The following is a 23594-nucleotide window of genomic DNA, read 5'->3' as shown; positions in this document are numbered from 1 at the left end:
CCTACATGTTGTGGTGACCCGCTGAACCCGTCGATTTCTACCTCACCCCGCTACGCACCCCGAAACCGGAAGAGCCCATTTACGCGGTGCAGACGGCGTTTTCAGAGTTAAAGACGCCTTTTGATAGGCGCCATTTAGCTAGAGCTGTTGGGACCAGTGATAAAGCTGCTGGGGGGGCCTGAGGCAACTAGGCCGGGAGGCTTCGAAGGCAACGTAAAAGGTCCCTTCCGAGAATCTCGGAAGGGACCCTTGCTGTGCTTGGAGCTAGTGGCTTATTTGCCGCCCTTGCGCTCCTGCATGCGGCGCATACGGCGGTTCATACCCGCCATGTTCTGAGCCTGGCGGGGCATCGGACCCTTGGGCAGACCCGGGGTGGTGCCCGGCAGATCATCCATGGCCTCGATACGGCGAATGTTGTCGTAGGTTTCGTTCTTGTTGTAGTTGCGCGGCAGCTTCATAATGTGGCTGCGCAGCTTAGACACGGGAACCTCGTCCTCGCCATTGCCCACGAAGACCTCGTACACCGGCACGCCGCCGGCCATACGGTCCACGCGCTTCTTCAAGCGGTTAAGAGTAGGGCCGACGCGCTTGCGGTCACCCTCGACGACGAAGATGACGCCGGAGTTGCCGATAACGCGGTGGATAAGGTCCTGCTGGCGGGTAGCGGCCACACCAGTCTTGACCTTCCACACCACACCGACGGTGTTGCGCAGCTGCTGCTCCAAAGCCCAGCCGGCGGCGCCAGGCTGATCCTCCACCTTCTTGTACATGTCGCGCTCGAGGCGGCGGGTAAACAGGAACATGGCCAGGATGGCGCCGATGCCCAAGCCCAGGATGAGCATGAACCACTGGCCGTTGAAGAGCGTGCCGATAAGGAAGAAGAGCAAGCCCATGCCCAAGAAGGCAGCCAGCATGATGGGGATGAGCGCCTTATCCTGCTTGCGCTGCATGTTGAACGCTTGCCACATCTGTGACCAGTTTTGCTTGCGCTGGGCGCGCTTGGCCGCGCGCTCCTGCTTTTTCGCTTCCTTCAGCGATGCCTTGTCGTCGTTAGCCATGGCTCCTACTTTAGAGGTCAGAGGGTGAAAAAGAGAATCGAACTAGCGAATAGTGGACGCCGCAGAGTTCGGGTTCGCTGCACCGGCCGGGGACTTGACCATGCGCGTGGTCACCGGAGTCTCCTCGGAGGGGCCGTACTTCTCCAGAAGAGTGGAGGCCTCCTGGGCGGTAGCGCCCTGGGAAGTCTCAGCCAAGTGCTTCAGGTTCTCCGGAAGCTCGAGGCCGCGGGCCTCCATGGCCTGCACGTAGAGGCGGCCAGCGCGGTAGGAGGAGCGCACCAGCGGACCGGACATGACGCCGCCGAAGCCGAGCTCCTTGGCAAGCTTGGAGTGCTCCACAAACTCCTCTGGGCGCACCCAGCGCTCGATGGGGTGGAAGCGGGGACCGGGGCGTAGGTACTGGGTAATCGTGATGATGTCGCAGCCCACCTCGCGGAGATCGCGAAGGGCTTCCTCGATCTCCTCGGCGGTTTCACCCATGCCCAGGATGAGGTTGGACTTGGTGATCAAACCAAACTCGTGAGCCTGGCGGATGACGTCGAGGGAACGCTCGTAGCGGAAAGCCGGGCGGATGCGCTTGAAGATGCGCGGCACCGTCTCCAGGTTGTGGGCGAAGACCTCAGGGCGGGCTTCAAAAACCTCTTGGAGCAAATCCGGCTTACCGGAGAAGTCCGGGGTGAGGTTCTCCACGCCGGTGTGCGGGTTGAGCTCATGAATCTTGCGCACAACCTCGGCGTAGAGCCAGGCGCCCTCGTCGGGCAGATCATCGCGGGTCACGCCGGTGATGGTGGTGTAGTTGAGATCCATCTCCTGGATGTTCTCGGCCACGCGGCGCGGCTCGTCGCGGTCCAATTCCTCCGGCTTGCCGGTGGCGATATCGCAGAAATCGCAGCGGCGGGTGCACTTGTCACCGCCGATGAGGAAGGTGGCCTCGCGCGATTCCCAGCACTCGTGAATATTGGGGCAGCCGGCCTCCTGACACACGGTGTGTAGGGAAGCTCCGGATACGCGGGATTTCATGTCCTCATAACCCGGTCCGGTGCGAACCTGGTTGCGGATCCAGCGTGGCTTCTGTTCGATGGGCGACTCCGCATTTTTCTTCTCAATGCGGAGCATCTTGCGTCCTTCAGGCTTAACAGTCACGGAACCTCACTTTACGCGTTGGGGTTAGCTCTTCCTAATACAAGTCCTGCGAGAGCCGGGTTTATTCCACCGAGGGTATCTTCTGTTTTCCCTCTGCTGCTTTGCGGGCTTGGCGTGCCTTCTCGTTGGCCACCTTGATGGGATCAGGCGCCGAGGCGAAGGTGTGGTCGGCCACGGTGAGTTCACCTGAGAGGGCTTTGAGGAGGGCGTCGAGAAGCGGCGCTTCCGCTTCCTGAATGGTGACCTCGCGGCCAAGCTCCAGCGAGAGCGTGGACACGTCGGCATCGTCGATGCCGCAGGCCACGATGTGTTCGTAGTACTCCAAGGTGTTGGTGCAGTTGAGCGCTAGGCCGTGCATGGTTACCCCGCGGGTAACGCGGATGCCTAGCGCCCCCAGCTTGCGGTCGCGCCTCGGAGCGGCCGGGTCGGCGGCGCGGGTGGTGGACGGAACCCACACGCCAGAGCGGCCGTCGATGCGCCCGGCGGTGCTCACTCCGAGTTCGCGGACGGCTTGGATGATGGCCTCCTCGAGGCGGCGAACATAGTCCACGACGTCCACCGGTTCCGCCAGCTTGATAATGGGGTAGACCACCAGCTGGCCCTCGCCGTGCCAGGTAATGCGCCCGCCGCGGTCGACGTCAATGACCGGCAGGCCGTTATCGGGCATATCCTCCGGCTGCGTGCGCTTGCCGGCGGTGTAGACGTTGGGGTGCTCAACCACGAGGATGACATCACCCTGCGTGCCCGCCGCCCGCGCTGCGGCGAGCTCGGCCTGGAGATCCCAGGCCTCTTGGTAGCCCATGCGGCCCAAGCGGCGGATCTCCAGTGGCTCGTCGGAAGCGCGAATAGAGCGGTTGGCGGGAAAGAAAGGTTCGCGGGGAGCAGTCATGGATACCCATGCTAGTCCCCGCGAAGATTCAGCCAGACAAGGGCTGAATGCGTGCTGTTCAGGCGCAGATTTAGGCCACGCCGTTGGCGGAGGCGTACTCCTCAGCGGTCATCAGCTCGCCGGCTTCGGTGACCTCGACCTCGAAGAGCCAGCCCTCACCGAAGGGATCGTTGTTGATGACGGCGTAGTCATCGTGCACACCCTCGTTGACGGCGGTCACGGTACCGGTGACCGGGGAGTAGAGGTCAGACACGGACTTGGTGGACTCCACCTCGCCACAGGTCTCGCCGTGCTCGACGGTATCGCCCACGGCCGGCAGCTCGGCGAAGACGACCTCCCCCAGGCGGTCGGTGGCCACGGAGGTGATGCCGACGCGGACGGTGGAACCGACGACGGAATTAGCAGCTGCGTTAATCCACTCGTGGTCCTCGGAGTAAGAAAAATCGGAAGGAAGACTAGCCATGAGAAGGGATGTCCTTTCGGTAGATGGATTCAGTAGTGGAGTTTACTTCTCGCGCTTGTAGAAGGGCAGCGCGGACACTTCGAAGGGGTAGCGCTTGCCGCGGATGTCGATCTCCACGGCGTCGCCAGCCTCCAAGCCTGCGGCGGTATCGATGAGCGCGAGCGCGACAGGGTGGCCCAGGGTGGGGGAGGGCTGGCCGGAGGTCACCGTGCCCACTTTGTTCTCACCGACGAAGACCTCCGCTCCGGCGCGGGCGGCGCGGCGCTGCAAGGAAACCAGGCCGGTAATAACGGCCTGCGGGCCTTCTTCGGCGCGCTGGCGCAGTACCTTTGCACCCACGAAGTCCTGCTCCTTCTTGGCAAAGGCGCGGGACATGCCGGCTTCCACCGGAGTGATATCGCGGGTGAGCTCGTTGCCGTAGAGCGGCATGCCAGCTTCCAAGCGCAGGGAGTCGCGCGCTGCTAAGCCGCAGGGCTTGATGCCGTATTCCTCGCCAGCCTTGAGCAGCTCTTCCCACAGTTCAGGGGCATCGGAGTTGTAGACGATGAGCTCGAAGCCGTCCTCGCCGGTGTAGCCGGTACGGCAGATGAAAGCGTACTTGCGCGCCACCTTGCCGGTCATGGCGGCGTAGTAGGGAAGGCCCATCACTGCCTGTTGCTTGGTGTCCTCCACCAGCGGGACGAGGATCTCCAGCGCCTTCGGGCCCTGGACAGCAATCATGGCCACATCGCGGGACTCGTTCTTCAGGTCTACGTCGAAGCCCTCGGCGCGCTCGTTGAGAGCCTCCCACACGGTATCGGCGTTGCCAGCATTCGGCACGACGAGGAACTTGGTCTCCTCCAAGCGGTAGGTGATGAGGTCATCCATGATGCCACCATCCTCGGCGCAGATCATGGAGTACTTTGCCTTGCCCACCTTGAGGGGAACCAGGTTGGAGATGAAGCAGTAGGACAGGAACTCGGCGGCGTCCGGGCCGTTGACCCAGATTTCACCCATGTGGGACAGGTCGAAGAGGCCCGCAGCATTGCGCACTGCGCGGTGCTCCTCAAGCTCATTGTCATACTTCAGCGGCATCTCCCACGGCCCGAAGGGCGTGAAAGTGGCGCCGAGCTTCTCATGCTCAGCGTGCAGCGGGGAGTGCAGGTAGTCAGTCATTGATTAAACCTCCTGGTTCTCGTCGGAGTAGTCAAAGGCCTCTGGCGGTGGGCAGGTGCACACCAGGTTGCGGTCACCATAAGCCTCGTCGATGCGGCGTACCGGCGGGAAGTATTTATTAGCGCGCAGGGAAGTCACCGGGTAGGCGGCCTGCTGGCGGCTAAAGGCAAAGTTCCACTCGTCGGCGGCGACGGATTCGGCGTTGAACGGTGCGTGGTGGATGACGGAGTCCTCGTAGGCCACCTTGCCTTCGATGATCTCCTGGATCTCGGCGCGGATGGAGCGCATGGCTTCGATGAAGCGGTCCAGCTCACCCAGGTCCTCGGACTCGGTGGGCTCCACCATGAGGGTTCCGGCCACTGGGAAGGACAGGGTCGGCGCGTGGAAGCCGTAGTCCACGAGGCGCTTGGCCACATCAGCGGCGGTGACGCCGGAGGCGTCGGTCAGCTCGCGCAGGTCAAAGATGCATTCGTGCGCCACCAGGCCGGCATTACCCGTGTAGAGAACCGGGAAGGAATCCTTCAGGTTCTGCGCCAGGTAGTTCGCGCCGAGGATGGCGTGGCTTGTGGCCTCCGTCAGTCCTTGCGCGCCCACCATGGCCAGGTAAGACCAGGAAATCGGCAGCACGCCGGCGGAACCGTAGCGCGATGCGGTGGACGGCACACCGCTGCCCTCCGTGGCCGGCTGCGCGGGGTCCAGCTGGGGGTCGTTAGCATCCGTCGGCAGGAAGGGCACCAAGTGCTTGGCGACGCCCACCGGGCCCACACCCGGGCCACCTCCGCCGTGCGGGATGGTGAAGGTCTTGTGCAGGTTGAGGTGGGAGACATCGCCACCGAAGACGCCCGGGCGGGCCCAACCGGCCAGCGCGTTCATGTTCGCGCCGTCGATGTAGACCTGGCCGCCGGCTGCGTGGACCTTGTCGCAGACCTCGCGCACCTCGGGGTCGAAAACACCGTGGGTGGAGGGATAGGTAATCATAATGCCGGCGACGTGCTCGCCGTGCTGCTCGAGCTTGGCGTCGAGGTCGGCGACGTCAATGGAGCCGTCGTCAGCGGTCTTGACCACGACAACGCGCAGGTTGGCCAAGGTCGCTGAAGCAGCGTTGGTGCCGTGCGCGGAGGCCGGAATGAGGATGACATCGCGGCCGTGATCGCCGTTGGCAACGTGGTAGCGGCGAATGGCCAGCAGGCCTGCCAGCTCACCCTGGGAGCCGGCATTCGGCTGGATGGACACCTGGGCGTAGCCGGTGATTTCGGCGAGCCAGGACTCGAGCTCGTCGATCAGCGCGCGCCAACCGCCGGTGGTCTCCTCCGGGGCATACGGGTGGATGCCGGCGAACTCCGGCCAGGAGATGGGCTCCATGGCGGAGGTAGGGTTGAGCTTCATCGTGCACGAACCCAGCGGGATCATCGTGCGATCGAGCGCCAGGTCCTTATCCGCCAGGGTGCGCAGGTAACGCAGCATCTGGGTCTCGGAGTGGATGGAGTTGAAGATCTCGTGCTGCAGCGGAGCCTCGGAGCGCTGTACGGAGGACGGAATCTCGAAGGAGCCAGACGCGGCTGGCTCGGAATCAGCGGAGTCTGCGGCGCCGAAGGCAGCGGCCAGGGTGTTGACATCCTCGTTGGTGGCGGACTCGCCGAAGGAGACCGAGACCTTGTCCGTGCCGATGGCGCGCACCAAGTAACCCTGCTCCTGCAGCTGAGCCTTGATGGCAGCGGCATCCACGCCGGTGACGGTCACGGTGTCGAAGAAGTCGCGGGAGACAATCTCCTTGCCCGCGTCGGTGACTGCTGCAGCGAAAGTAGAAGCGCGGTCGTGCACACGCTGCGCAATCTCCTGCAGTCCCTGCGGGCCGTGGTAGACGGCATACATGGAGGCCACGTTGGCCAAGAGAGCCTGCGCGGTACAGATGTTGGAGGTCGCGCGCTCGCGGCGGATATGCTGCTCGCGGGTCTGCAGGGCCAGACGGTAGGCGGGGCGGCCGGCGGCGTCCTTCGACACACCCACGATGCGGCCCGGAAGCTGGCGCTTGAGCTTATCCGTGACGGACATGAACGCCGCGTGTGGGCCGCCGAAGAAGAGCGGGACGCCGAAGCGCTGCGAGGAGCCGAGGACGACGTCTGCGCCCATCGAACCCGGAGCCTCCAGAAGGAGCAGCGACAGCGGGTCGGCCACGACGGCGGCGAGGGCGCCGCGGGTGTGCAGCTCCTCGATGGCAGCGCGCGGGTCGACGATATCGCCTTCGGTTCCGGTGTAGGCCAGAACGGCGCCGACCAGATCTTCGCCGACGATGCCATCGCGGACATCGGCAATCTCGACCTCCAGCTCAATGGCGCGGGCGCGCTCGGCGGCCACGGCCAGTACCTGCGGATGCAGGCGTGAATCCAACAGCACTCGGCGGCCTTTCTTGACCGCGCGGGCCATCAGACCGACGGCTTCGGCGGTGGCGGAGGCTTCGTCGAGAAGCGAGGCGTTCGCGATGGGCAGTCCGGTGAGGGACTCAATCATGGTCTGGAAGTTCAGCAGTGCCTCGAGGCGGCCCTGCGAGATCTCCGGCTGGTAGGGCGTGTAGGCGGTGTACCAGCCGGCATCCTCCAGCAGCCCGCGGCGAATGACCGCCGGGGTGAGGGTATCGGAATAACCCTGGCCGTAGAAGGACTTCAGCACGACGTTCTGAGAGGCGTACCCGCGCAGCTTCGCCTGCGCATCATCTTCGCTCAAAGCCTCCGGGAGGTTCAGCGCTTCGGTAGCGCGGATGGAGGTCGGCAGGGCGGCATCGACCAGCGCGTCTACGCTGTCATAGCCCACTGCCTTGAGCATCGTCTCACGCTCGGCTGCATCGGGGCCGAGGTGGCGAGAGATGAAAGCCATATGTTTTATCTCCTTCGTGGCGTTAGTTTGTGTGACCTAAACTGCCCACAAGTATAAGGCGTATGCCATGACATTGACCTCGGTTACCCCTTAAGGTGAATACGCAGCGCTACTGCGGTCAGTACGGCGAGGACCAGCCCGATGATGAAGGCAGTGGAATAGTCGGTGACAGGACCCAAAAGCGACAGGATGAAGGGCGCAAAGAAGCCTAGATAGGTCAGCGAATAAAACACCCCCGTTGCCGCTCCGAGCTCCGCTGGGTGAGCAATGGCTTGGGTCTCTGCGAGTCCGCTGAGCATGCCGATTCCATAAGAGCTGCCCATGATGATGGCCGCGAAAGGAAGAAGGAAAACTGCCCAGCTATGCTCCGCCGCGACGAGGACGCCGAGGCACAGCGCCATGCCTATAGCGGCTAGCACCATGCCGTGGAATGCCGTGACGCGAATGCGGCCCGCAAGCTGTTGAATGACCACGCCGCTGCCCATGGTGAGTAGGGCACACAGGCCGGCGGTCAGAACGGGATGGCGCAGGTGCTCGCTGAGCTGCGCGGGCAGGAAAACGAAGGCGGTGGTGGCGGAGCCGAAGACCCACGGTGCGTAGGCCACAACCAGTAGGTACCGGGGAGTAATCAGGCTGCTGGGGACAAAAGTGCGGCGCGATGAAGCCGTTTGGGCAGATCTCTGTTCTGGCACGGTCCACACGAGGGGGACCACGACGAGTGCTAGGCCGATGTGCAAGAGATAAGGAAGGACGGTGGGCCAGGGGAGGAACTCTGCGGCGATACCGGCAACGCCAGGTGCTGACGCGAAGCCAGCTGACAAAGCAATGGAAGAACGCTTCGCACCAACGCTGAGGTGGGTGCTGAGCTCCTTGATCCACGCAGCGCCGGAAGACATGGCGAAACCCACGGCGGCGCCGGCACACAGGCGGCCGATGAGCAAGGGCAGGAAGGAACCGCCTGCGCCGCCGAGGAAGACCAGTGAGCCAGCAGTGGTGGTGAGGACGGCCGGGCGCATGATGGCGCGGCGGCCCAACGAATCGGAAAGCGGGCCGCCGATGAAGAGAGCCACCATGATGCCGAGGGCATAAATGCCGAAGAGGAAGGTCGTCTGCAGAACTCCCAGCTCGGTGGTGACTTGGTAGACCACGACCATCGGTGCGAAGAGGTTGGCGCCGCAGGCGACGAGAAACATGCCGAGTGCGACGCGGAACCACTTCTGAGAAATCATGCGGGACAGTCTAGTGCACTGAATCACAGTGGTCAGGTCTTGGTGGCAAGACGCTTAAAGAAAACGCGCCAAACTGCCAAAGTTAGCGCCGATCTTTGAAAACCGGGCAATAGTTTTGGCAGATAGGGCAGTTGCGGTGCCACTGAGCGATGTCACCGAGCTGTGTTTGCGGGGTGGAGGAAAGCAGGGTGGAAAACGACGAAGCTCCCCCGCCACAGTGGCGGGGGAGCAGGCCTCTTAAGACTTGGAGTCTTGTTAAGCCTTAGAGGTCAAGGTCGGCTTCGAAATCTGCGGTTTCGAGGCGGTCCTTGATGGTCGTGATGAAGCGACCAGCGTCGGCACCGTCGACCACCTGGTGGTCGTAGGTGAACGGCAGGTAGCACATCTGGCGGATGGCAATGGCGTCCTGACCGTCCTCGGTCACAACGACCGCGCGCTTGGTAATAGCGGCGGTGCCCAGGATGCCGGCCTGCGGCGGAACCAGAATCGGGGTATCCAGCAGGGCGCCCTCGGATCCGATGTTGGTCACGGTGAAGGTTGCACCGGTCAGATCATTCGGCTTGAGCTTGTTGTTGCGTGCCTTATCAGCCAGCTCGGCGATCTTCTGGGCGATCTCCGGCAGCGTCAGCTCCTGGGCCTTGTGGATGACCGGGGTCAGCAGGCCGCGCGGAGTATCCACGGCGATGGCCACGTTGACGTCAGCGTGGTAGGTCATCTCCTTGGTCTCCGGGTTGTAGGAAGCGTTAACGTTCGGGTGGGAGACCAGAGCCTCAACGGTGGCCTTCACAATGAACGGCAGGAAGGAGAGGTTGGCCTCGTACTTATCAATGAACGCCTGCTTGGACTGCTTGCGCATATCCCAGATGGCGGTCATATCGACTTCCTGAACGTGGGTCAGCTGAGCGGAAATCTGGAGGGCCTCCACCATCTTGGACGCCGTGATCTCGCGGATACGGTTGACCTTCTGGGTGGTGCCGATGAGCTCCTGCTTCTCCGGATCCACGGACTTGGTGGACCAGCGAGCACGCGGGTAGCTGGAGGATGCGCTAGCGGAGGAAGCCGGTGCCTCGCCCTCGCCAGCAGCGGCCAGGACGTCCTGCTTGCGGATGCGGCCGCCGACGCCAGTGCCGGAGACGGTGGACAGGTCAACGCCGTGCTTCTCAGCCAGCTTGCGTACCAGCGGGGTCACGTACGGGACGTTATCGCCGTTGTTGACCTTGGTGGAAGTCTCAGAAGTCTTCGGCTCGGAGGACTGGGAAGCAGCAGGCTTCTCCTCGGCCTTCGGCTCTTCCTTCTTCTCTTCAGCCTTGGGCTCTTCCTTCTTTTCCTCTGCCTTGTCTTCCTTGGCAGCGGGCTTCTCGGAGGCTGCGGCGGAGCCGTCGCCGATGCGGGCGATGACGGCGCCGACGTCGACGGTGTCGTCTTCCTCGGCGAGGATTTCAACGAGGGTGCCGGCGACTGGGGACGGGATTTCGGTGTCGACCTTATCGGTGGAGACCTCGAGGAGTGGTTCGTCGACCTCGACGGTGTCGCCGACGGACTTCAGCCACTGGGTGATGGTGCCTTCGGTGACGGACTCACCGAGCTCCGGCATCTCCACGTCGGTGGCGTCACCAGAAGCAGCCGGTTTGTCCTCAGACTTCTCCTCGGACTTTTCTTCAGCCTTGGGCTCTTCCTTCTTTTCCTCTGCCTTGTCTTCCTTGGCGGCAGGCTTTTCGGAGGCTGCGGCGGAGCCGTCGCCGATGCGGGCGATGACGGCGCCGACGTCGACGGTGTCGTCTTCCTCGGCGAGGATTTCAACGAGGGTGCCGGCGACTGGGGACGGGATTTCGGTGTCGACCTTGTCGGTGGAGACCTCGAGGAGTGGTTCGTCGACCTCGACGGTGTCGCCGACGGACTTCAGCCACTGGGTGATGGTGCCTTCGGTGACGGACTCACCGAGCTCCGGCATCTCCACGTCGGTGGCGTCACCAGAAGCAGCTGGGGCCTCAGACTCAGCGTCCTCAGCAGGCTTGTCCGGGGTCTCAGCAGCCTTCTCAGAGGAATCTTCGGACTCCTCAGCGGCCGGTGCGGACTCGCCCTCATCACCGATGATGGCGATGACCTCGCCCACGTCTACGGTGTCATCTTCCTCAGCCTTGATTTCGAGGATGGTGCCGGCGACCGGGGAGGGGATTTCGGTGTCGACCTTGTCGGTGGAGACCTCGAGCAATGGCTCGTCGACCTCGACGGTGTCACCGACGGACTTCAGCCACTGGGTAATCGTGCCTTCGGTTACAGATTCGCCCAGTTCGGGCATCACAACAGAGTGTGCCATAAGTGTTAAGACTCCTCGAAAGTTGGAATTAGTGAAACGCTAGTGATTGATTCTACAGCGTGTTTATAAAAGCTGCGCATGGGTGGGGTGAATTGGGGCAACCTCCGCACGAAGTGGCTGAAGGTGGCCTCCGGTAGGCTAAAGAGCCATGTTCAACCCCTTCCGCCGCAATAGCTCTAAGTCCCAACTGCGCCCACCCCGCGCACCGGGGGAGACCATTCGCGCAGAAGACGCTCAGGAGCTCCAAGCTTGGGCGCAGGGGCGGGCCTATATTGAGGCATTTGTGGAGCCGGAGACCGTGGTCAACGAGATGTCGGTCGTCGTGGTTGATGAAAGCGGCGCCTTCATCCGCCGCCGCATTGGTGGACCCAAAGGGATTGACGCGGTAGCCAAGCTTTTGCGGTGCGATGTTTATGACGTCGAAGAGACTGGCTACCCCCAGCGCATGCGCGAGCGCATTGAGCGCGAACGCATTCTGCGCAAGCGGGAGGAGCAGCGCGAGCGCCGCGAACGCTTTGAGCAGCGCCAGCAGCAGAAGCAACAGGGCGATAGCTAAACAGTCACAACGTCTGTTGCTTATTCGCTAACGATAGTGGCGCCTGCCTTGGCCAGTTCCTTCAGGGCGGCAGCGCCGCGGGTCTCGTCGACGGGCGCGCAATAGTCCGCCAGAACCCGCACGGTGAAGCCTTCCTTAAGGGCGTCGGCAGCCGTCGCGCGCACGCAGTGGTCGGTGGCAATGCCAACGATGTCCACGGCGGTGACGTTGTGCTCACGCAGCCAATCTGCGAGTAGAACACCATCGGCTGCGCCTTCGAAGCCCGAGTAAGCGGCGGTGTATTCGCCCTTCTTGAAATAGGCCTGGGCGGGTGCGATGGCCTCGTGCATGGCGGCGCCATAAGAATCGGCCACGCAGTGCGTGGGCCAGGTATCGACAAAGTCGGGGTTCTCAGAGAAGTGGGCGCCTGGATCGATATGCCAATCCTGTGTGGCTACGACAGTTTCATAGGAGGCTTGGAGAGCGCCAATGCGCTCAGCAACTTCGTTGCCGCGTTCGGTGCCGAGGGCTCCGCCGGGGCAAAAATCATGTTGGACATCGACAATGATGAGTGCAGGTGTCATACGGGGCAATTCTATACCCTGGGAAGCGATGAAAACACCGATTCCTTTTTATTTACAGAAGATCCTTGATGGCGTTCACGATCACGATTCCGGAGAAGTCGCGGACTATATCCCGGAACTGGCCAGCGCAAACCCAGACCAGTTGGGCGTTGCGCTGTGCTCTGTCACGGGCCACCTGTATAGCGCCGGTGACGCAGAAAACCGCTTCACCATTCAGTCCATCTCCAAACCCTTCGTCTACGCCCTCGCTTTGAGTGAGCTGGGCTTAGACGCGGTGCGTGACGTCGTCGGCCTCGAGCCCTCTGGGCAGGCTTTCAACGAGCTTTCCCTAGCCAAAGACCACCGCCCAGTAAACCCGATGATTAACGCCGGTGCCATCGTGGTCAACCAGCTCATCAACGGAGTGGACTCCAGCGTGGAGGACCGCGTGGAGAAGATTCGCGCCTTCATATCCCAATTGGCGGGGCGCGAGGTGGACGTCGACAAGCGCCTGTGTGACTCCGAACTTGAGCATGCCGAGCGTAACCTCTCCCTCGCGCATATGCTGCGCTCCTATGGCATCATTCAGGATGATGCTCACGACGCCGTGCTGTCCTATACCTCGCAGTGCGCGCTGTCGGTCGATGTGCGCGACCTTTCCGTCATGACCGCGACCTTGGCCAATGGTGGGCGCCAGCCGGTAACAGGAGAGAAGATTTTAGACGCCGATGTTTGCCGCATGACCCTGGCGGTGATGAGCTCTTGCGGCATGTACGACGGCGCTGGGCGCTGGATGACGGAAGTAGGAATCCCGGCGAAGTCAGGCGTAGCCGGCGGTCTCATCGGTACCCTGCCGGGCCAGATCGGTGTGGCGACGTTCTCTCCGCGCCTCGATGAGCAGGGAAATAGCGTGCGCGGCACCGCAATTTTCCGCGAGCTCTCCTCGGACATGGGTCTGCACCTGATGTCCACAGAGAACCGCTTCGGTGTGCACCCAGTACGCAGCGTTGATGAAGATGAGGAGACGGCGATCATCCGCCTGCAGGGTCATATCAACTTCACCGCTACCGAAGCCATCCTCCACGAGCTGGAGGAGCGTCAATTCTCCGGCAAACGCTTGGCCTTGGACTTCTCGCAGGTCTCTGGGCTGCACAAGGTGGGGCGGCGCATGCTCAAGGAAGGACTACGCCGGCTGCGTGAGGAAGGCAATGAGGTCGCGCTTGTCGACGATGACGGGCTCGTCACCGACCGCGCCATGTCAGATGGCACCGTCCTCCCGCTGGCGGACAAGGAGGACTACGTCATCGCCGGTGAAGAAGTGTGAGCGGCCTAAGGTCGCTCACGCGAGGGGCAGAATTGAAGACGCTCTGATCTAGGCTTCTGCGATCTCGCGCAGCGCGGCCACCACGGTGCGCACCGGCACACCGGTAGCGCGCTTCGGGGTGTAGCCGCGCGGGGCGGAACCGTTCCAGGAAGGGCCGGCGATATCGATGTGGGCCCACTCGATGCCCTCGCCCACGAATTGCTTGAGGTAGGTGCCGGCGAATTCCATGCCTCCCTCACGCTTGGCGTTGATGTTGCGGATGTCCGCGGCCTGGGACTTGATCTCCTCGTCGTGCTCTTCCAGCAGCGGCATGGCCCAGGCATTCTCGCCCACCTCGCGGCCGATTTCGGCCAAGCGATCGCGGAAGACCTCAGAGCCCATGATGCCGGAGGTGCGCGAACCGAGCGCCACGATCTGTGCGCCGGTAAGCGTTGCGGTCTCGATGAGGTAATCCGGCTTATCCTCGCTGGCGCGAGCGATGGCGTCCGACAGCACGAGGCGGCCCTCGGCGTCGGTGTTGAGGACCTCGGAGGTCAGGCCACCGTAGTGGGTAATGACATCGCCCGGGCGGGTGGCACCAGAGCCCGGCATGTTCTCCGCCAGCGGCAAGGTGGCGGTAATCTGGACTGGCAGCTTCAGCTTGGCAGCGGCGATGATGGTGGCCGCCATGGCAGCGGAGCCGCCCATGTCAGAGATCATGTCCCACATGCCATTGCCCGGCTTCAAGGAAATACCGCCGGTATCGAAGGTGATGCCCTTACCCACGAGGGCCACGTGCTTCTTGGCCTTCTTGGGCTTCCAGCTCAGGCGCACCAAGCGCGGCGGGCGGGCCGAGCCCTTGCCCACGGCCAAGATTCCGCCGAAGCCCTGTTTCTCCAGCTGCTTTTCATCGAGAACCTCGACGTCAAGACCGGCCTCCTTGGCCTGGCCGGAAAGGAAGTCGGCGTAAGACTCCGGGTAAAGCTCGTTGGCGGGGGCATTCACTAGGTCGCGGGCGAGCAAAACAGACTCAGCCACGGTGCGGGCTGCCTCGAATTCTTCGGAAACAGACTTATCAGCCACCACGATGAAGGTAGCCGGTTGCTCCTTTTCCGTGAGCTCAGTGGAGCGGATTCCGCGGTAGGCATAGCCGCCGAGGATGAGTCCCTCAACGGCGGCAGTAACGCCGAAGTCCGCCAAGGTGGTCACGATGGTGCCCACGCCCGCAGTGGCGCGAGCGGCGCTGCCGGCGGCGCGGCGCAAAGCTTCATCGTCAAGCGCCTCAACGTCACCCAAACCCAACGCGATGACCTGAGCGGCACCTGCCTTCTGTGGAGCGGGAACCTTCACGATCTCCCCGGCCTTGCCCGCCGCACCCACGGCGGCGAGGGCCTCATACGTCGAGCGCAGTGCGGAAGAGCCGAGCAGGGAGGTGCCCGGAACCTCGAGTCCCTCTTCGCCAGCAAAGGTTGCGATCAACAGGGCGTCCGCCTGCTTGGGGGCCTTTTTGGCCAGCTCAACGGTGGGGAAAGAGCCGCGTGCGGGCAGTTCGAACGTGGAAGAAGCCACGATGTCCTCCTTGAGAAAATGACAATGGGATACTCCTCACACCCTACCTGTGTCCATGATATGGAACGCGGAGGGGCAATGTACGCGAAGGCTGACTATGTCACTCGGTATTTCGCTTGGGCATTTCTGCACTGCTATAGGTGTCTGGGGAGTACGGTGTGATGCATGTTGAATTACACCGTGACGCGAACTGATAGTCCCACCTTCCCGGAACGCCTGCAGGAGATTTTGGCGAACCCGGGCTTTGGCAAGTACTTCACCGACCACATGGTGACGATTGACTGGACTGAGGACAAGGGTTGGCACGACGCGCAGGTGCGCCCTTACGAACCGTTCAGCATGGATCCGGCGTCCACCGTCTTTCATTACGGCCAGGCCATCTTCGAGGGCATCAAGGCCTACCGCCAGCCTGACGGCAGCATCGCCACCTTCCGCCCAGAGCAAAACGCGCAGCGTCTGCAGGCTTCCGCCCGGCGCATGGCCATGCCGGAGCTCCCGGAAGAGGAGTTCGTGGAGTCCCTGCGTCAGCTTGTCGACGTCGATCAGGCCTGGGTTCCTGAAGCCGGCGGCGAGGCGGCCCTGTACTTCCGGCCTTTCATGATCGCCACTGATGTTTCGCTGGGCGTGCACCCGGCGGATGCCTACCGCTATGTCGTCATCGCCTCCCCAGCTGGCGCCTACTTCTCCGGTGGTATCAAGCCGGTGTCCGTCTGGCTGTCCACCGACTATGTTCGCGCCGCTCCCGGCGGCACCGGTGCAGCGAAATTCGCCGGCAACTACGCGGCTTCGCTGCTCGCGCAGGCGCAGGCGGCGGAAGAGGGCTGCGACCAGGTGGTGTGGCTGGATGCTATCGAGCGCACCTATATCGAGGAAATGGGCGGCATGAACCTGGCCTTCGTCTATGGCGAAGAGGGTAACCAGACCCTGGTCACTCCGGAACTGTCGGGCTCGCTGCTGCCGGGTATTACCCGCAAGTCTCTGCTGCAGGTGGCCGAAGACATGGGGCTGAAGGTGGAAGAACGCCGCATCACCTACAAGGAATGGGAGCAGGACGTTGCTTCCGGCGCGATGGTGGAAGCCTTTGCCTGCGGTACCGCGGCTGTCATTACCCCGGTTGGTCACGTCATGGGCACTGATACCGACTTCCACATTAATAACGATGAGGCGGGGGCGACGACGATGGCTCTGCGCGAGCGCCTCACCGGTATCCAGCGCGGGTCCGTTGAGGATACTCACGGCTGGCTGCACACGCTGGTTGAAGCGAAATAAGTGGGCTGCCTAGGCGAGCTCGGCGGCCAGCTGCACCAGCGGCAAGGCCGCGAGCGCGCCGAGGGGGAAACCTTCACTCAGGTTTAAATCAAGCAGTGGGTTAAGCCCCAGCTCCTTGAGGGCGAGGGCGTGCGCCGGTTCGGGGGTGGTGGTTCCCGCGCGCAACCAGCCCTTCACACCGGGCGCAGTGCGCTCGGCTAGGACAGCGGCGGTGGCTGCCAAGGGGCCGTCGATAAGCACCGGTGTTCGTCTCGCCGTGGCCTGCGCGATGAAACCCACCAATGCCGCGAGGTTCGGGGAACCGATGGTCTGGACGACCTCCCAACCCTCTAGTTTGCGTGCACGGAACATGCAGTCGCGCACAACACTGACGCGGACCTTCCACTGCGCATCCGTGATACCACTGGCGAGAGTATTTGTCCCCACGATCGCTACCGGTTCGGTGTGGGTAATCCGGCCCATAACACTGGTGGCAACGGTCTCCGTGTCGATTCCACAAGCGGACGCGATGAGCAGGTCAGCGCCGGAATCGATCTCCCGATCTGCCGTGGTCATGCCTAGGCTGAGGAAGGACTCGCACTCCGCAGGGGACATGGCGGTAGTGCTGTCGTACGGTTCAGAGTTTTCGGAGTCGCCGCTGGTGCACTCGACGAAGTCGATGCCCGCCCCTGCCCGCTGCGCAGCGCTGAGGAGATTATCGCGCCACTGTTCCTCATCAACGGAGGAATGTTGCGTGATACCCACGCCGTCGACAGTGCGTTCAGCGGTGGGCCGGGCGTCTTCAAAGACGATGGCCCGGGGCCGCTCAAGAGGTGTGGCCTGCGGAGAATCCTGCGCTGCCGCCAGCCATGCAGCAATCTCTGCCATGCGGTTTGGTTGTGCTGCGGTTGAAGGGCGCAGCTGGGGAACCGCGGTGAATTCAGGCATGTGTCCTCCGGCTTAGACGGTAGCTCCGCGCTCCACCTGCGGACGCGGCGTGCGCCACTTGCGCGGTTGGGAGGCACGGGAGTACGCGTAGAACCCTAGACCAAAACCGGCCTCGGTGGTGCCGGGGAACTTCAGGCGCACTGCGTTGTTGCACTTACGCGCGAGCCAGAAACCCTCGACAGCGAAAACCAGGATGACCGCCATGGCGCCAATCGAGATGATTTGCGACATGCGTGGGTCCCGGCTGCCGACGAACATGAGCACCAGCAGCACGATCATAAAGGGCATGACCCACTCGTTAATGAAGCGGTGGGAATCTACCCAATCGCGCACGTAGCGGCGGACATCGCCCTTATCGCGGGCGAGGAGGTAGCGCTCGTCACCAGCGGCCATGCGCTCCTGTGCCACCTTGTTGCGCTCGCGGGACTCTTGGCGCTCCTTGCGCTTATATTCCTTCCACTCTGCCTTAGACATGGAAGCCTTGAGTTCCTTGCGGTGCTGGTAGCGCTGCGCGTCCGACATTCCCCGGGGATCACGCTTGACGCCGCGGGCGATTTCCTGCGCATCACGCTTAGGCGTGGGGCGGCCTTTCGGCGGCGTGTAGCCCTTGCGGTGCGGTTTCTCGGCGGCGGGTTGCTCTTCCGGCGTCGGGGTGTGCTCGGCGGGGGAAGAAGTCTTGTCATCTTTTTGCCACGGAAGTTTCACGCTGTTTAGCGTACAAGGTCGCGCGGACATAACGGGAATAGGCCCGCGGGAGATAGCGTTGTGGTGAGGGAACAGGGCACCAGTGAACCACTAGTGAACTGTGAGGCATCCTTTCTTCCTCTTGTATGAGGGGGTAGGGTGGGCTCCAGAAAAAATTCCGTAAACATAAGAGGAGAAATCATGACCGCTCCCGCGTCTGCAACCGGAGTTATCCTGACCGAGGCCGCTGCGGCCAAGGCAAAGTCCCTGCTTGATCAGGAAGGCCGCGATGATCTGTCACTGCGCATTGCTGTCCAGCCGGGCGGCTGCGCGGGCTTGCGCTACCAGCTCTACTTCGATGACCGCACCTTGGATGGTGACAAGGTGGACTCCATTGGCGGTGTCAACCTCGTCGTAGACAAGATGTCCATCCCGTACCTCACTGGCGCCAAGATCGACTTCTCCGACACCATTGAGGCCCAAGGCTTTACCATCGATAATCCCAACGCTGGCGGTTCCTGCGCTTGCGGTGACTCCTTCAATTAAAGTCACATAGACGATATGTCGAAGCCCTCGCCATATGGCGAGGGCTTCATTTTTATTCTCTATTTTATTAGAGCTTCACGGGGTAATCGCGCTGCTCAATCTTCGGGTCGATGCGCTCTTCCACGAAGATGCCATGCCAAATCATGAAGGACAGCACCGTCCACAGGCGGCGGGAGTGATCGGTGATTCCGTCACGGTGCTCCTTGAGCATCTCCAGAACTTCCTTCTTGTTGAAGATGTCCTCGGTCTGGGACTCCGTGATCTGATCCTGGGCCCATCCATAAAGCTCATCGCCGGCCAACCAGTGGCGCATAGGAACCGGGAAGCCCAGCTTCTTGCGGTGCAGTACGTGCGGCGGGACGATCTGTTCCATGGCTTTGCGCAGCGCGTACTTGGTGGTGCCGTGCGCAATCTTGAGATCGTAGGGGATAGTTTCCGCGACCTTGAATACTTCTTTGTCCAGGAAAGGAACGCGCAGCTCCAGGGAGTTGGCCATGTTCATCTTATCGGCCTTGACCAAAATATCGCCGCGCATCCACGTAAACAGGTCGAGGTGCTGCATGCGGGCTACCGGGTCAAAGTCTTGGGACTGCGCATAAATCGGAGCGGTAACCTCGCGGTGGTCCCACTCCGGCTTGGCCCCCGGGAGCACCCGCTGGAGTTGCTCGAAGTTGAAGGAGCGGGCGTTGCCGTAGTAACGCTCTTCCATGGTCATGGAACCGCGGTTGAGCAGGGACTTGCCCTTCATTCCCTCGGGGAGGACCTGTGAGAGCTTGCCTAAGCCGCGGCGCAACGGGGAGGGGATCTTCTCGAACGGAGCTAGCGAGAGCGGCTCCTTATAGATGGTGTAGCCGCCAAAAAGCTCGTCGGCACCTTCACCAGACAGCACCACCTTGACGTGCTTACGGGCTTCCTGGGCCACGAAGTACAAGGGGACAAGAGAGGGATCTGCCACGGGGTTGTCCAGGTACCACATGATCTTCGGAACAGCCTCAGCGTATTCCTCGGGGGAGACAATCTTAACGATGTGCTCTACACCAATGGCGGCGGCAGACTCGGCCGCGACGTCGACCTCGGAGTAGCCTTCGCGCTCGAATCCGGTGGTGAAGGTGAGGAGGTCCGGGTTGTGGCGCTTGGCCAAGGCTGCGATGGCGGTGGAGTCAATGCCGCCGGAGAGGAAGGAACCGACGGTCACATCGGCACGCATGTGCTTCTCGACGCTATCCTCCAACGCCCGCGCAATCCTATCGAAGAGCTTCTGCTCCTCGCCCTGCTTCACAGGTTGTATGGGGAAGCGGGGCTTGAAGTAGCGCTCCGATACAACTTTTTCGCCAGGGCGAAGCGTTACGGTGCAGCCAGACTCGACGCGGCGAATATTGGCGTGGAGAGACTCCGGCTCAGGCACGTACTGCAGGTCCACATAGTGCTCGATGGCGCGCTTATCAAGGCTGAGGTCTAGACCCAGTGACCCGGCCATCGACAGGATGCACTTCATTTCAGAGGCGAAAACGGTGCCGGCGTCGGTGGTGGCGTAGTAGAGGGGCTTGATGCCAAACTGGTCGCGCGCGGCGAACATGGTCCGAGTTTCAGTATCCCAGATGACGAAACCGAACATGCCGCGCAGGTGCTCGACAACGTCCTTGCCCCAATGGTGGTAGCCGACGACGATGGGCTCGCCATCGCCCTCAGTATTGAAGGTATAGCCGGCGGCACTAAGCTCTTCGCGCAGCTCCACGTAGTTATAAATCTCGCCATTGAAGGTGAGGGCATAGCGCTCGGGGTTGTCTTCCGGGCCCCAGCGAAGCGGCTGGTTCGAGTGCTCCAGATCGATAATGGATAGACGGTTAAAGCCGAAGGCTGCATCCTCGTCATGCCAGGTGCCAGCAGCGTCGGGGCCGCGGTGGCGCATGCACTGGAGAGATTGCTCGAGGGCCTCCAGGTGCTGGACGGCATTGCGATCGGCGCTCAATAGCGCGCAGAGTCCGCACATAAACTTGCTTCTCCTTATATATCAAGCTTCATCTTTGACACACTTTACGGCCGGATCCGGAGGATCTGCGAACCCCGCGCCGCGCTCCCCGTTAGGGTGCGAACTTTCGGATGATGCACGGCTATGCCCTCTGTGAATTGGGTCATAGCGGGTAGGGGGAGGGTGGGGTAGTCGGTGTGACCTTGTGCAGGTGGGCCGGTAACATCCCGTACGTTCACTATTTATAGAGCGGAGCCAGCGTCTAATCAGTCCAGCGAAAAGGTCTGAAATTCAGGCAGGATCCTCTATCCTGATTGGGTAGGAATGCTCTGTGAGTATTCGAGAAGTTTGTGTGCACAGAAAGGCAGAACACACGTGGGACAGCGTAAGCAACGCAACCTCGGCCGTAAGGCGGGCCTAGCGGGCGTCATCGCTCTGGGCGGCCTAGCTCTGGCAGGTTGTGACGTCGCAGCACCGACGGCCGTTGAGAACCTCCTTGGTATGGGCTGGCCAAAGGGTATTACCCCCGAGGCGACCTCGATGTACAACTTCTGGATCTGGGTCTGGGTTGCTGCATGGATCATCGGTTTCATTATGTGGGGTCTGTTCCTCACCGCTATTTTCCGTTGGAATGCGAAGAAGGCTGAGAAAGCTGGTAAGGGTGAGTTTCCGAAGCAGCTGCAGTACAACGTGCCGCTGGAGATGGCTCTGACGATTATTCCGATTCTCATCATCATGGGCCTGTTCTTCTTCACGGTTCAGGCGCAGCAGAAGGTGACGGCTCTGGATAAGAATCCTGAAGTTACCGTCGACGTCACGGCTTTCCAATGGAACTGGAAGTTCGGCTACGCCGAGAATAAGGTTGATGGCGAGAACTACGACGGTGCTGACGCCGAGCGTCAGAAGCTCGCTGAGGAATCCTCTGTGGATCCGGAGGGCACCCCGAACCCGAACCCGATTCACGGTAAGTCCATGGGTGATATCTCGTACCTCAACTTCAACAAGATTGAGACCGTGGGTACCACCGAAGAGGTTCCGGTTCTGGTTCTCCCGGTAGACACCCCGATTGAGTTCCGTCTCGCCTCCGGCGATGTCTCCCACTCTTTCTGGGTTCCGGAGTTCCTGTTCAAGCGCGATGTCTACGCACACCCGGAGAACAACTCTCAGGAGCGTCGCTTCCAGGTAGAGAAGATTGAAGAGAAGGGTGCCTTCGTCGGCCGCTGTGCTGAGATGTGCGGTACCTACCATGCCATGATGAACTTTGAGATTCGCGTCGTTGACCGCGCAGACTTCAACGAGTACCTCAAGTTCCGCGAGGAGAACCCGCAGGCAACCAACGCCGAAGCTCTCGAGCACATCGGTGAAGAGCCTTACGCAGTTACCACCGCGCCGTTCAACTCTCTGCGCGACACCCGCGATGCCGACAACTTTGTCGACACCGCTGAGGCGGCATAAGAAAAGGAACTGATAGAAAATGCGTGCAACATCTAAGGTCTTTTATTCCATCGCGACCTACCTCTTCGTGTCGCTCATCGTCTACGTCATTGGCGTTAACTACGTCAAGGATGATGGCTACTTGTATGGCACCGAGTGGGTCGGCATCGTGGGCATGGTCCTCGCTATGCTGCTCTGCCTCATGCTGGGTGGCTACCTGCACTTCACCGATAACCGCTCTGACATCGCTCCAGAAGATTGGGAAGAAGCGGAGACTGAAGACGCAGCCGGTATCCTCGGCTTCTTCTCTCCCAGCTCCATCTGGCCGCTGTGCATGACCGGTTCGATTGCGGTTCTCGGCCTCGGAATCATCTACCTCTACTTCTGGATGATTATCCTGGGTGCCGTCCTGCTCGTCACCTCCGTGACCGGCCTTTCACTGCAGTATGGTCTTCCGAAGGAAAAGCACTAAAGCTTAACCTTTTCTGCCGCGCTTTCTAGCGTCACGACTTCTCAAGCCTCCGCCACACATCGTGGCGGAGGCTTTGTCGTTGGCAAGACGGCGTCGTACTGCGTTGCGGAAAGTTCCCAAAAAGGAGAAAAAACTTCGCTACGGGTGGAGCGCTGGGGGAGCGGGCGGCCGCCGAAAGCGTGTGCCTGTAGGTCTGGGCCTAGAATTCCAGCACGTTAACGGCTATTTTTACGGGGGTCAACCGAAAGTTGCAGTCCTGCACTTTCACGTGTGGCGGTGGGTGTGATTTATCTCATTAGGGTTGGTCTGCCTGGTGCCGGGTCGTGGGCGAAACGTACCTCTTCTTGTCCTGTTGCTGGCTTCACAACAAGCGTTGCCAAGTCTCACTACCTGCAGGGATGGGGCGTCGTAAAGCGCGCTAAAAAGTTCCCGACTACTTCCAAGAAGATCTATAGTTCCTGCCCGGGGTGAAAACTGTGAAGGTCTAGGTCGTAGCCTCAAAAAAATCGGGGGGAAATGAGATGACTTATGCGGTCAGACCAGCCATACTGTTATGCGTGACGAGCGTAGTTTCTAACCAAGGTATGGCAGCACCACGTGTTGCCGCGCTGAACCGACCCAACATGGTCAGCGTCGGCACCATCGTGTTCCTGTCTCAGGAATTGATGTTCTTTGCTGGACTGTTCGCGATGTGGTTCACCTCGCGTGCGAACGGCCAGGAGGGTGACTGGGCAGAGCACACGGCGCACATCAACGTGCCCATGGGCTTCCTCATTACGAGTGTCCTGGTTCTTTCCTCCGTGACCTCTCAGTTCGGCGTGTTTGCAGCAGAAAGGGGTGACGTATACAAGCTCCGACTCTGGTACTCGGTGACCATCGCGTTGGGTGTTGTCTTCCTAGGCATCATGGCATTCGAGTGGACAGAGTTGATCATGGCTGGTGTCACTGTTCAGTCCAGCGTGTTCGGTTCGGTCTTCTACATTCTGACCGGCTTCCACGCGGCTCACGTGACTGCAGGTCTGATTTCCTTCGGAATCATCTTGGCGCGCATTGCCCGCTCCAAGTTCACGCCTGCACAGGCCACCGCGGCAATGGCAGTGTCCTACTACTGGCACTTCGTTGACGTCGTGTGGATTGGCGTGTTCGTAGTCATCTACCTAGTTCAGTAGGCCGTAGTCGCCGGAGAATAGCCGGCCTA

General features: G+C 61.4%; 20 protein-coding genes. 7 read left to right on the top strand and 13 right to left on the bottom strand.

The genetic code is table 11. The features are described 5' to 3' along the window. Positions 1-272: 272 nt before the first annotated feature. The 8 genes from QP999_RS11385 to sucB all read right to left on the bottom strand — a co-directional run bounded on the left by QP999_RS11385 (position 273) and on the right by sucB (position 11125). Positions 273-1058 carry a DUF4191 domain-containing protein gene (locus QP999_RS11385; RefSeq protein WP_070596486.1) on the bottom strand — a complete coding sequence of 262 codons (786 nt, stop codon included), beginning with the start codon at positions 1056-1058 and terminating at the stop codon, positions 273-275. A gap of 42 nt (positions 1059-1100) precedes the next feature. Then, on the bottom strand, positions 1101-2174 hold the full coding sequence (lipA, locus tag QP999_RS11380; RefSeq protein ID WP_269948144.1) for a lipoyl synthase: 1074 nt from the start codon (positions 2172-2174) through the stop codon (positions 1101-1103). A gap of 88 nt (positions 2175-2262) precedes the next feature. Next, positions 2263-3090, bottom strand: coding sequence for a lipoyl(octanoyl) transferase LipB (gene lipB / locus QP999_RS11375; protein ID WP_284848353.1), 828 nt, complete (start codon positions 3088-3090; stop codon positions 2263-2265). Between the two features lie 70 nt (positions 3091-3160). Further along, entirely contained in the window at positions 3161-3553 is a 393-nt protein-coding gene (gcvH, locus tag QP999_RS11370; protein ID WP_284848352.1) for a glycine cleavage system protein GcvH, read from the bottom strand. Positions 3554-3595: 42 nt separating this feature from the next. Then, positions 3596-4708 carry a glycine cleavage system aminomethyltransferase GcvT gene (gene gcvT, locus QP999_RS11365; protein WP_284848351.1) on the bottom strand — a complete coding sequence of 371 codons (1113 nt, stop codon included), beginning with the start codon at positions 4706-4708 and terminating at the stop codon, positions 3596-3598. Between the two features lie 3 nt (positions 4709-4711). After that, positions 4712-7579, bottom strand: coding sequence for an aminomethyl-transferring glycine dehydrogenase (gene gcvP / locus QP999_RS11360; RefSeq protein WP_284848350.1), 2868 nt, complete (start codon positions 7577-7579; stop codon positions 4712-4714). Positions 7580-7662: 83 nt separating this feature from the next. Further along, the gene (locus tag QP999_RS11355) at positions 7663-8808 is read right to left on the bottom strand and encodes an MFS transporter (protein ID WP_284848349.1); all 1146 of its coding nucleotides are present in this window, start codon (positions 8806-8808) and stop codon (positions 7663-7665) included. Positions 8809-9070: 262 nt separating this feature from the next. After that, positions 9071-11125: a 2-oxoglutarate dehydrogenase, E2 component, dihydrolipoamide succinyltransferase gene (gene sucB, locus QP999_RS11350; protein WP_284848348.1), complete on the bottom strand. Its 2055-nt coding sequence runs from the start codon at positions 11123-11125 to the stop codon at positions 9071-9073. A 148-nt stretch (positions 11126-11273) separates the two neighbouring features. Between sucB and QP999_RS11345 the strand changes: the two genes are divergently transcribed. Next, complete coding sequence (locus QP999_RS11345) at positions 11274-11681, top strand: oxidoreductase (protein WP_284848347.1); 408 nt, start codon at positions 11274-11276, stop codon at positions 11679-11681. Positions 11682-11701: 20 nt separating this feature from the next. On the opposite strand, the gene QP999_RS11340 is transcribed toward QP999_RS11345, so the two are convergent. Beyond that, positions 11702-12244 (bottom strand): isochorismatase family protein, encoded by a 543-nt coding sequence (locus QP999_RS11340; protein WP_284848346.1) that lies wholly within the window; start codon positions 12242-12244, stop codon positions 11702-11704. 28 nt (positions 12245-12272) lie between these two features. Here QP999_RS11340 and QP999_RS11335 point away from each other — a divergent pair, with 28 nt between their 5' ends. Beyond that, the gene (locus QP999_RS11335) at positions 12273-13547 is read left to right on the top strand and encodes a glutaminase (RefSeq protein ID WP_284848345.1); all 1275 of its coding nucleotides are present in this window, start codon (positions 12273-12275) and stop codon (positions 13545-13547) included. Positions 13548-13595: 48 nt separating this feature from the next. On the opposite strand, the gene QP999_RS11330 is transcribed toward QP999_RS11335, so the two are convergent. Continuing rightward, entirely contained in the window at positions 13596-15095 is a 1500-nt protein-coding gene (locus QP999_RS11330; RefSeq protein ID WP_284848344.1) for a leucyl aminopeptidase, read from the bottom strand. 165 nt (positions 15096-15260) lie between these two features. Between QP999_RS11330 and QP999_RS11325 the strand changes: the two genes are divergently transcribed. Next, positions 15261-16364, top strand: a complete 1104-nt coding sequence (locus QP999_RS11325) for a branched-chain amino acid aminotransferase (protein ID WP_284848343.1) — start codon at positions 15261-15263, stop codon at positions 16362-16364. A 9-nt stretch (positions 16365-16373) separates the two neighbouring features. On the opposite strand, the gene QP999_RS11320 is transcribed toward QP999_RS11325, so the two are convergent. Both QP999_RS11320 and QP999_RS11315 read right to left on the bottom strand, forming a co-directional pair. Further along, positions 16374-17291, bottom strand: a complete 918-nt coding sequence (locus QP999_RS11320; protein WP_284848342.1) for a nicotinate-nucleotide--dimethylbenzimidazole phosphoribosyltransferase — start codon at positions 17289-17291, stop codon at positions 16374-16376. A 12-nt stretch (positions 17292-17303) separates the two neighbouring features. Further along, positions 17304-17996 (bottom strand): DUF3043 domain-containing protein, encoded by a 693-nt coding sequence (locus QP999_RS11315; RefSeq protein ID WP_284848341.1) that lies wholly within the window; start codon positions 17994-17996, stop codon positions 17304-17306. A 180-nt stretch (positions 17997-18176) separates the two neighbouring features. On the opposite strand from QP999_RS11315, the gene QP999_RS11310 reads away from it, so the two are divergent. After that, a complete protein-coding gene (locus tag QP999_RS11310; protein ID WP_010190580.1) occupies positions 18177-18521 on the top strand; it encodes a HesB/IscA family protein in 345 nt (114 codons plus the stop codon). Positions 18522-18588: 67 nt separating this feature from the next. Here QP999_RS11310 and asnB read toward each other — a convergent pair whose 3' ends face one another. Next, positions 18589-20511 (bottom strand): asparagine synthase (glutamine-hydrolyzing), encoded by a 1923-nt coding sequence (gene asnB / locus QP999_RS11305; RefSeq protein WP_284848340.1) that lies wholly within the window; start codon positions 20509-20511, stop codon positions 18589-18591. 354 nt (positions 20512-20865) lie between these two features. Between asnB and ctaC the strand changes: the two genes are divergently transcribed. The 3 genes from ctaC to ctaE all read left to right on the top strand — a co-directional run bounded on the left by ctaC (position 20866) and on the right by ctaE (position 23565). Continuing rightward, the gene (gene ctaC / locus QP999_RS11300; RefSeq protein ID WP_284848339.1) at positions 20866-21945 is read left to right on the top strand and encodes an aa3-type cytochrome oxidase subunit II; all 1080 of its coding nucleotides are present in this window, start codon (positions 20866-20868) and stop codon (positions 21943-21945) included. A 19-nt stretch (positions 21946-21964) separates the two neighbouring features. Then, positions 21965-22396, top strand: a complete 432-nt coding sequence (gene ctaF, locus QP999_RS11295; RefSeq protein ID WP_284848338.1) for an aa3-type cytochrome oxidase subunit IV — start codon at positions 21965-21967, stop codon at positions 22394-22396. A 557-nt stretch (positions 22397-22953) separates the two neighbouring features. Continuing rightward, positions 22954-23565, top strand: a complete 612-nt coding sequence (gene ctaE / locus QP999_RS11290; protein WP_502870666.1) for an aa3-type cytochrome oxidase subunit III — start codon at positions 22954-22956, stop codon at positions 23563-23565. Positions 23566-23594 lie beyond the last annotated feature (29 nt).

Origin of the sequence: Corynebacterium sp. MSK004, assembly GCF_030232515.1 — a bacterium.
GTDB classification, from domain to species: Bacteria; Actinomycetota; Actinomycetes; order Mycobacteriales; family Mycobacteriaceae; genus Corynebacterium; species Corynebacterium hesseae.
Note: the sequence above shows the minus strand (reverse complement) of the source record. Positions and strands in the feature narration are given on the sequence as shown.

What these genes read in the sequence shown, in the direction of transcription:
- QP999_RS11385 (WP_070596486.1), bottom strand. Translation starts at nt 1,058, where the DNA reads ATGGCTAACGACGACAAGGCATCGCTGAAGGAAGCGAAAAAGCAGGAG.
- lipA (WP_269948144.1), bottom strand. Translation starts at nt 2,174, where the DNA reads ATGCTCCGCATTGAGAAGAAAAATGCGGAGTCGCCCATCGAACAGAAG.
- lipB (WP_284848353.1), bottom strand. Translation starts at nt 3,090, where the DNA reads ATGACTGCTCCCCGCGAACCTTTCTTTCCCGCCAACCGCTCTATTCGC.
- gcvH (WP_284848352.1), bottom strand. Translation starts at nt 3,553, where the DNA reads ATGGCTAGTCTTCCTTCCGATTTTTCTTACTCCGAGGACCACGAGTGG.
- gcvT (WP_284848351.1), bottom strand. Translation starts at nt 4,708, where the DNA reads ATGACTGACTACCTGCACTCCCCGCTGCACGCTGAGCATGAGAAGCTC.
- gcvP (WP_284848350.1), bottom strand. Translation starts at nt 7,579, where the DNA reads ATGGCTTTCATCTCTCGCCACCTCGGCCCCGATGCAGCCGAGCGTGAG.
- QP999_RS11355 (WP_284848349.1), bottom strand. Translation starts at nt 8,808, where the DNA reads ATGATTTCTCAGAAGTGGTTCCGCGTCGCACTCGGCATGTTTCTCGTC.
- sucB (WP_284848348.1), bottom strand. Translation starts at nt 11,125, where the DNA reads ATGGCACACTCTGTTGTGATGCCCGAACTGGGCGAATCTGTAACCGAA.
- QP999_RS11345 (WP_284848347.1), top strand. Translation starts at nt 11,274, where the DNA reads ATGTTCAACCCCTTCCGCCGCAATAGCTCTAAGTCCCAACTGCGCCCA.
- QP999_RS11340 (WP_284848346.1), bottom strand. Translation starts at nt 12,244, where the DNA reads ATGACACCTGCACTCATCATTGTCGATGTCCAACATGATTTTTGCCCC.
- QP999_RS11335 (WP_284848345.1), top strand. Translation starts at nt 12,273, where the DNA reads ATGAAAACACCGATTCCTTTTTATTTACAGAAGATCCTTGATGGCGTT.
- QP999_RS11325 (WP_284848343.1), top strand. Translation starts at nt 15,261, where the DNA reads ATGTTGAATTACACCGTGACGCGAACTGATAGTCCCACCTTCCCGGAA.
- QP999_RS11320 (WP_284848342.1), bottom strand. Translation starts at nt 17,291, where the DNA reads ATGCCTGAATTCACCGCGGTTCCCCAGCTGCGCCCTTCAACCGCAGCA.
- QP999_RS11310 (WP_010190580.1), top strand. Translation starts at nt 18,177, where the DNA reads ATGACCGCTCCCGCGTCTGCAACCGGAGTTATCCTGACCGAGGCCGCT.
- asnB (WP_284848340.1), bottom strand. Translation starts at nt 20,511, where the DNA reads ATGTGCGGACTCTGCGCGCTATTGAGCGCCGATCGCAATGCCGTCCAG.
- ctaF (WP_284848338.1), top strand. Translation starts at nt 21,965, where the DNA reads ATGCGTGCAACATCTAAGGTCTTTTATTCCATCGCGACCTACCTCTTC.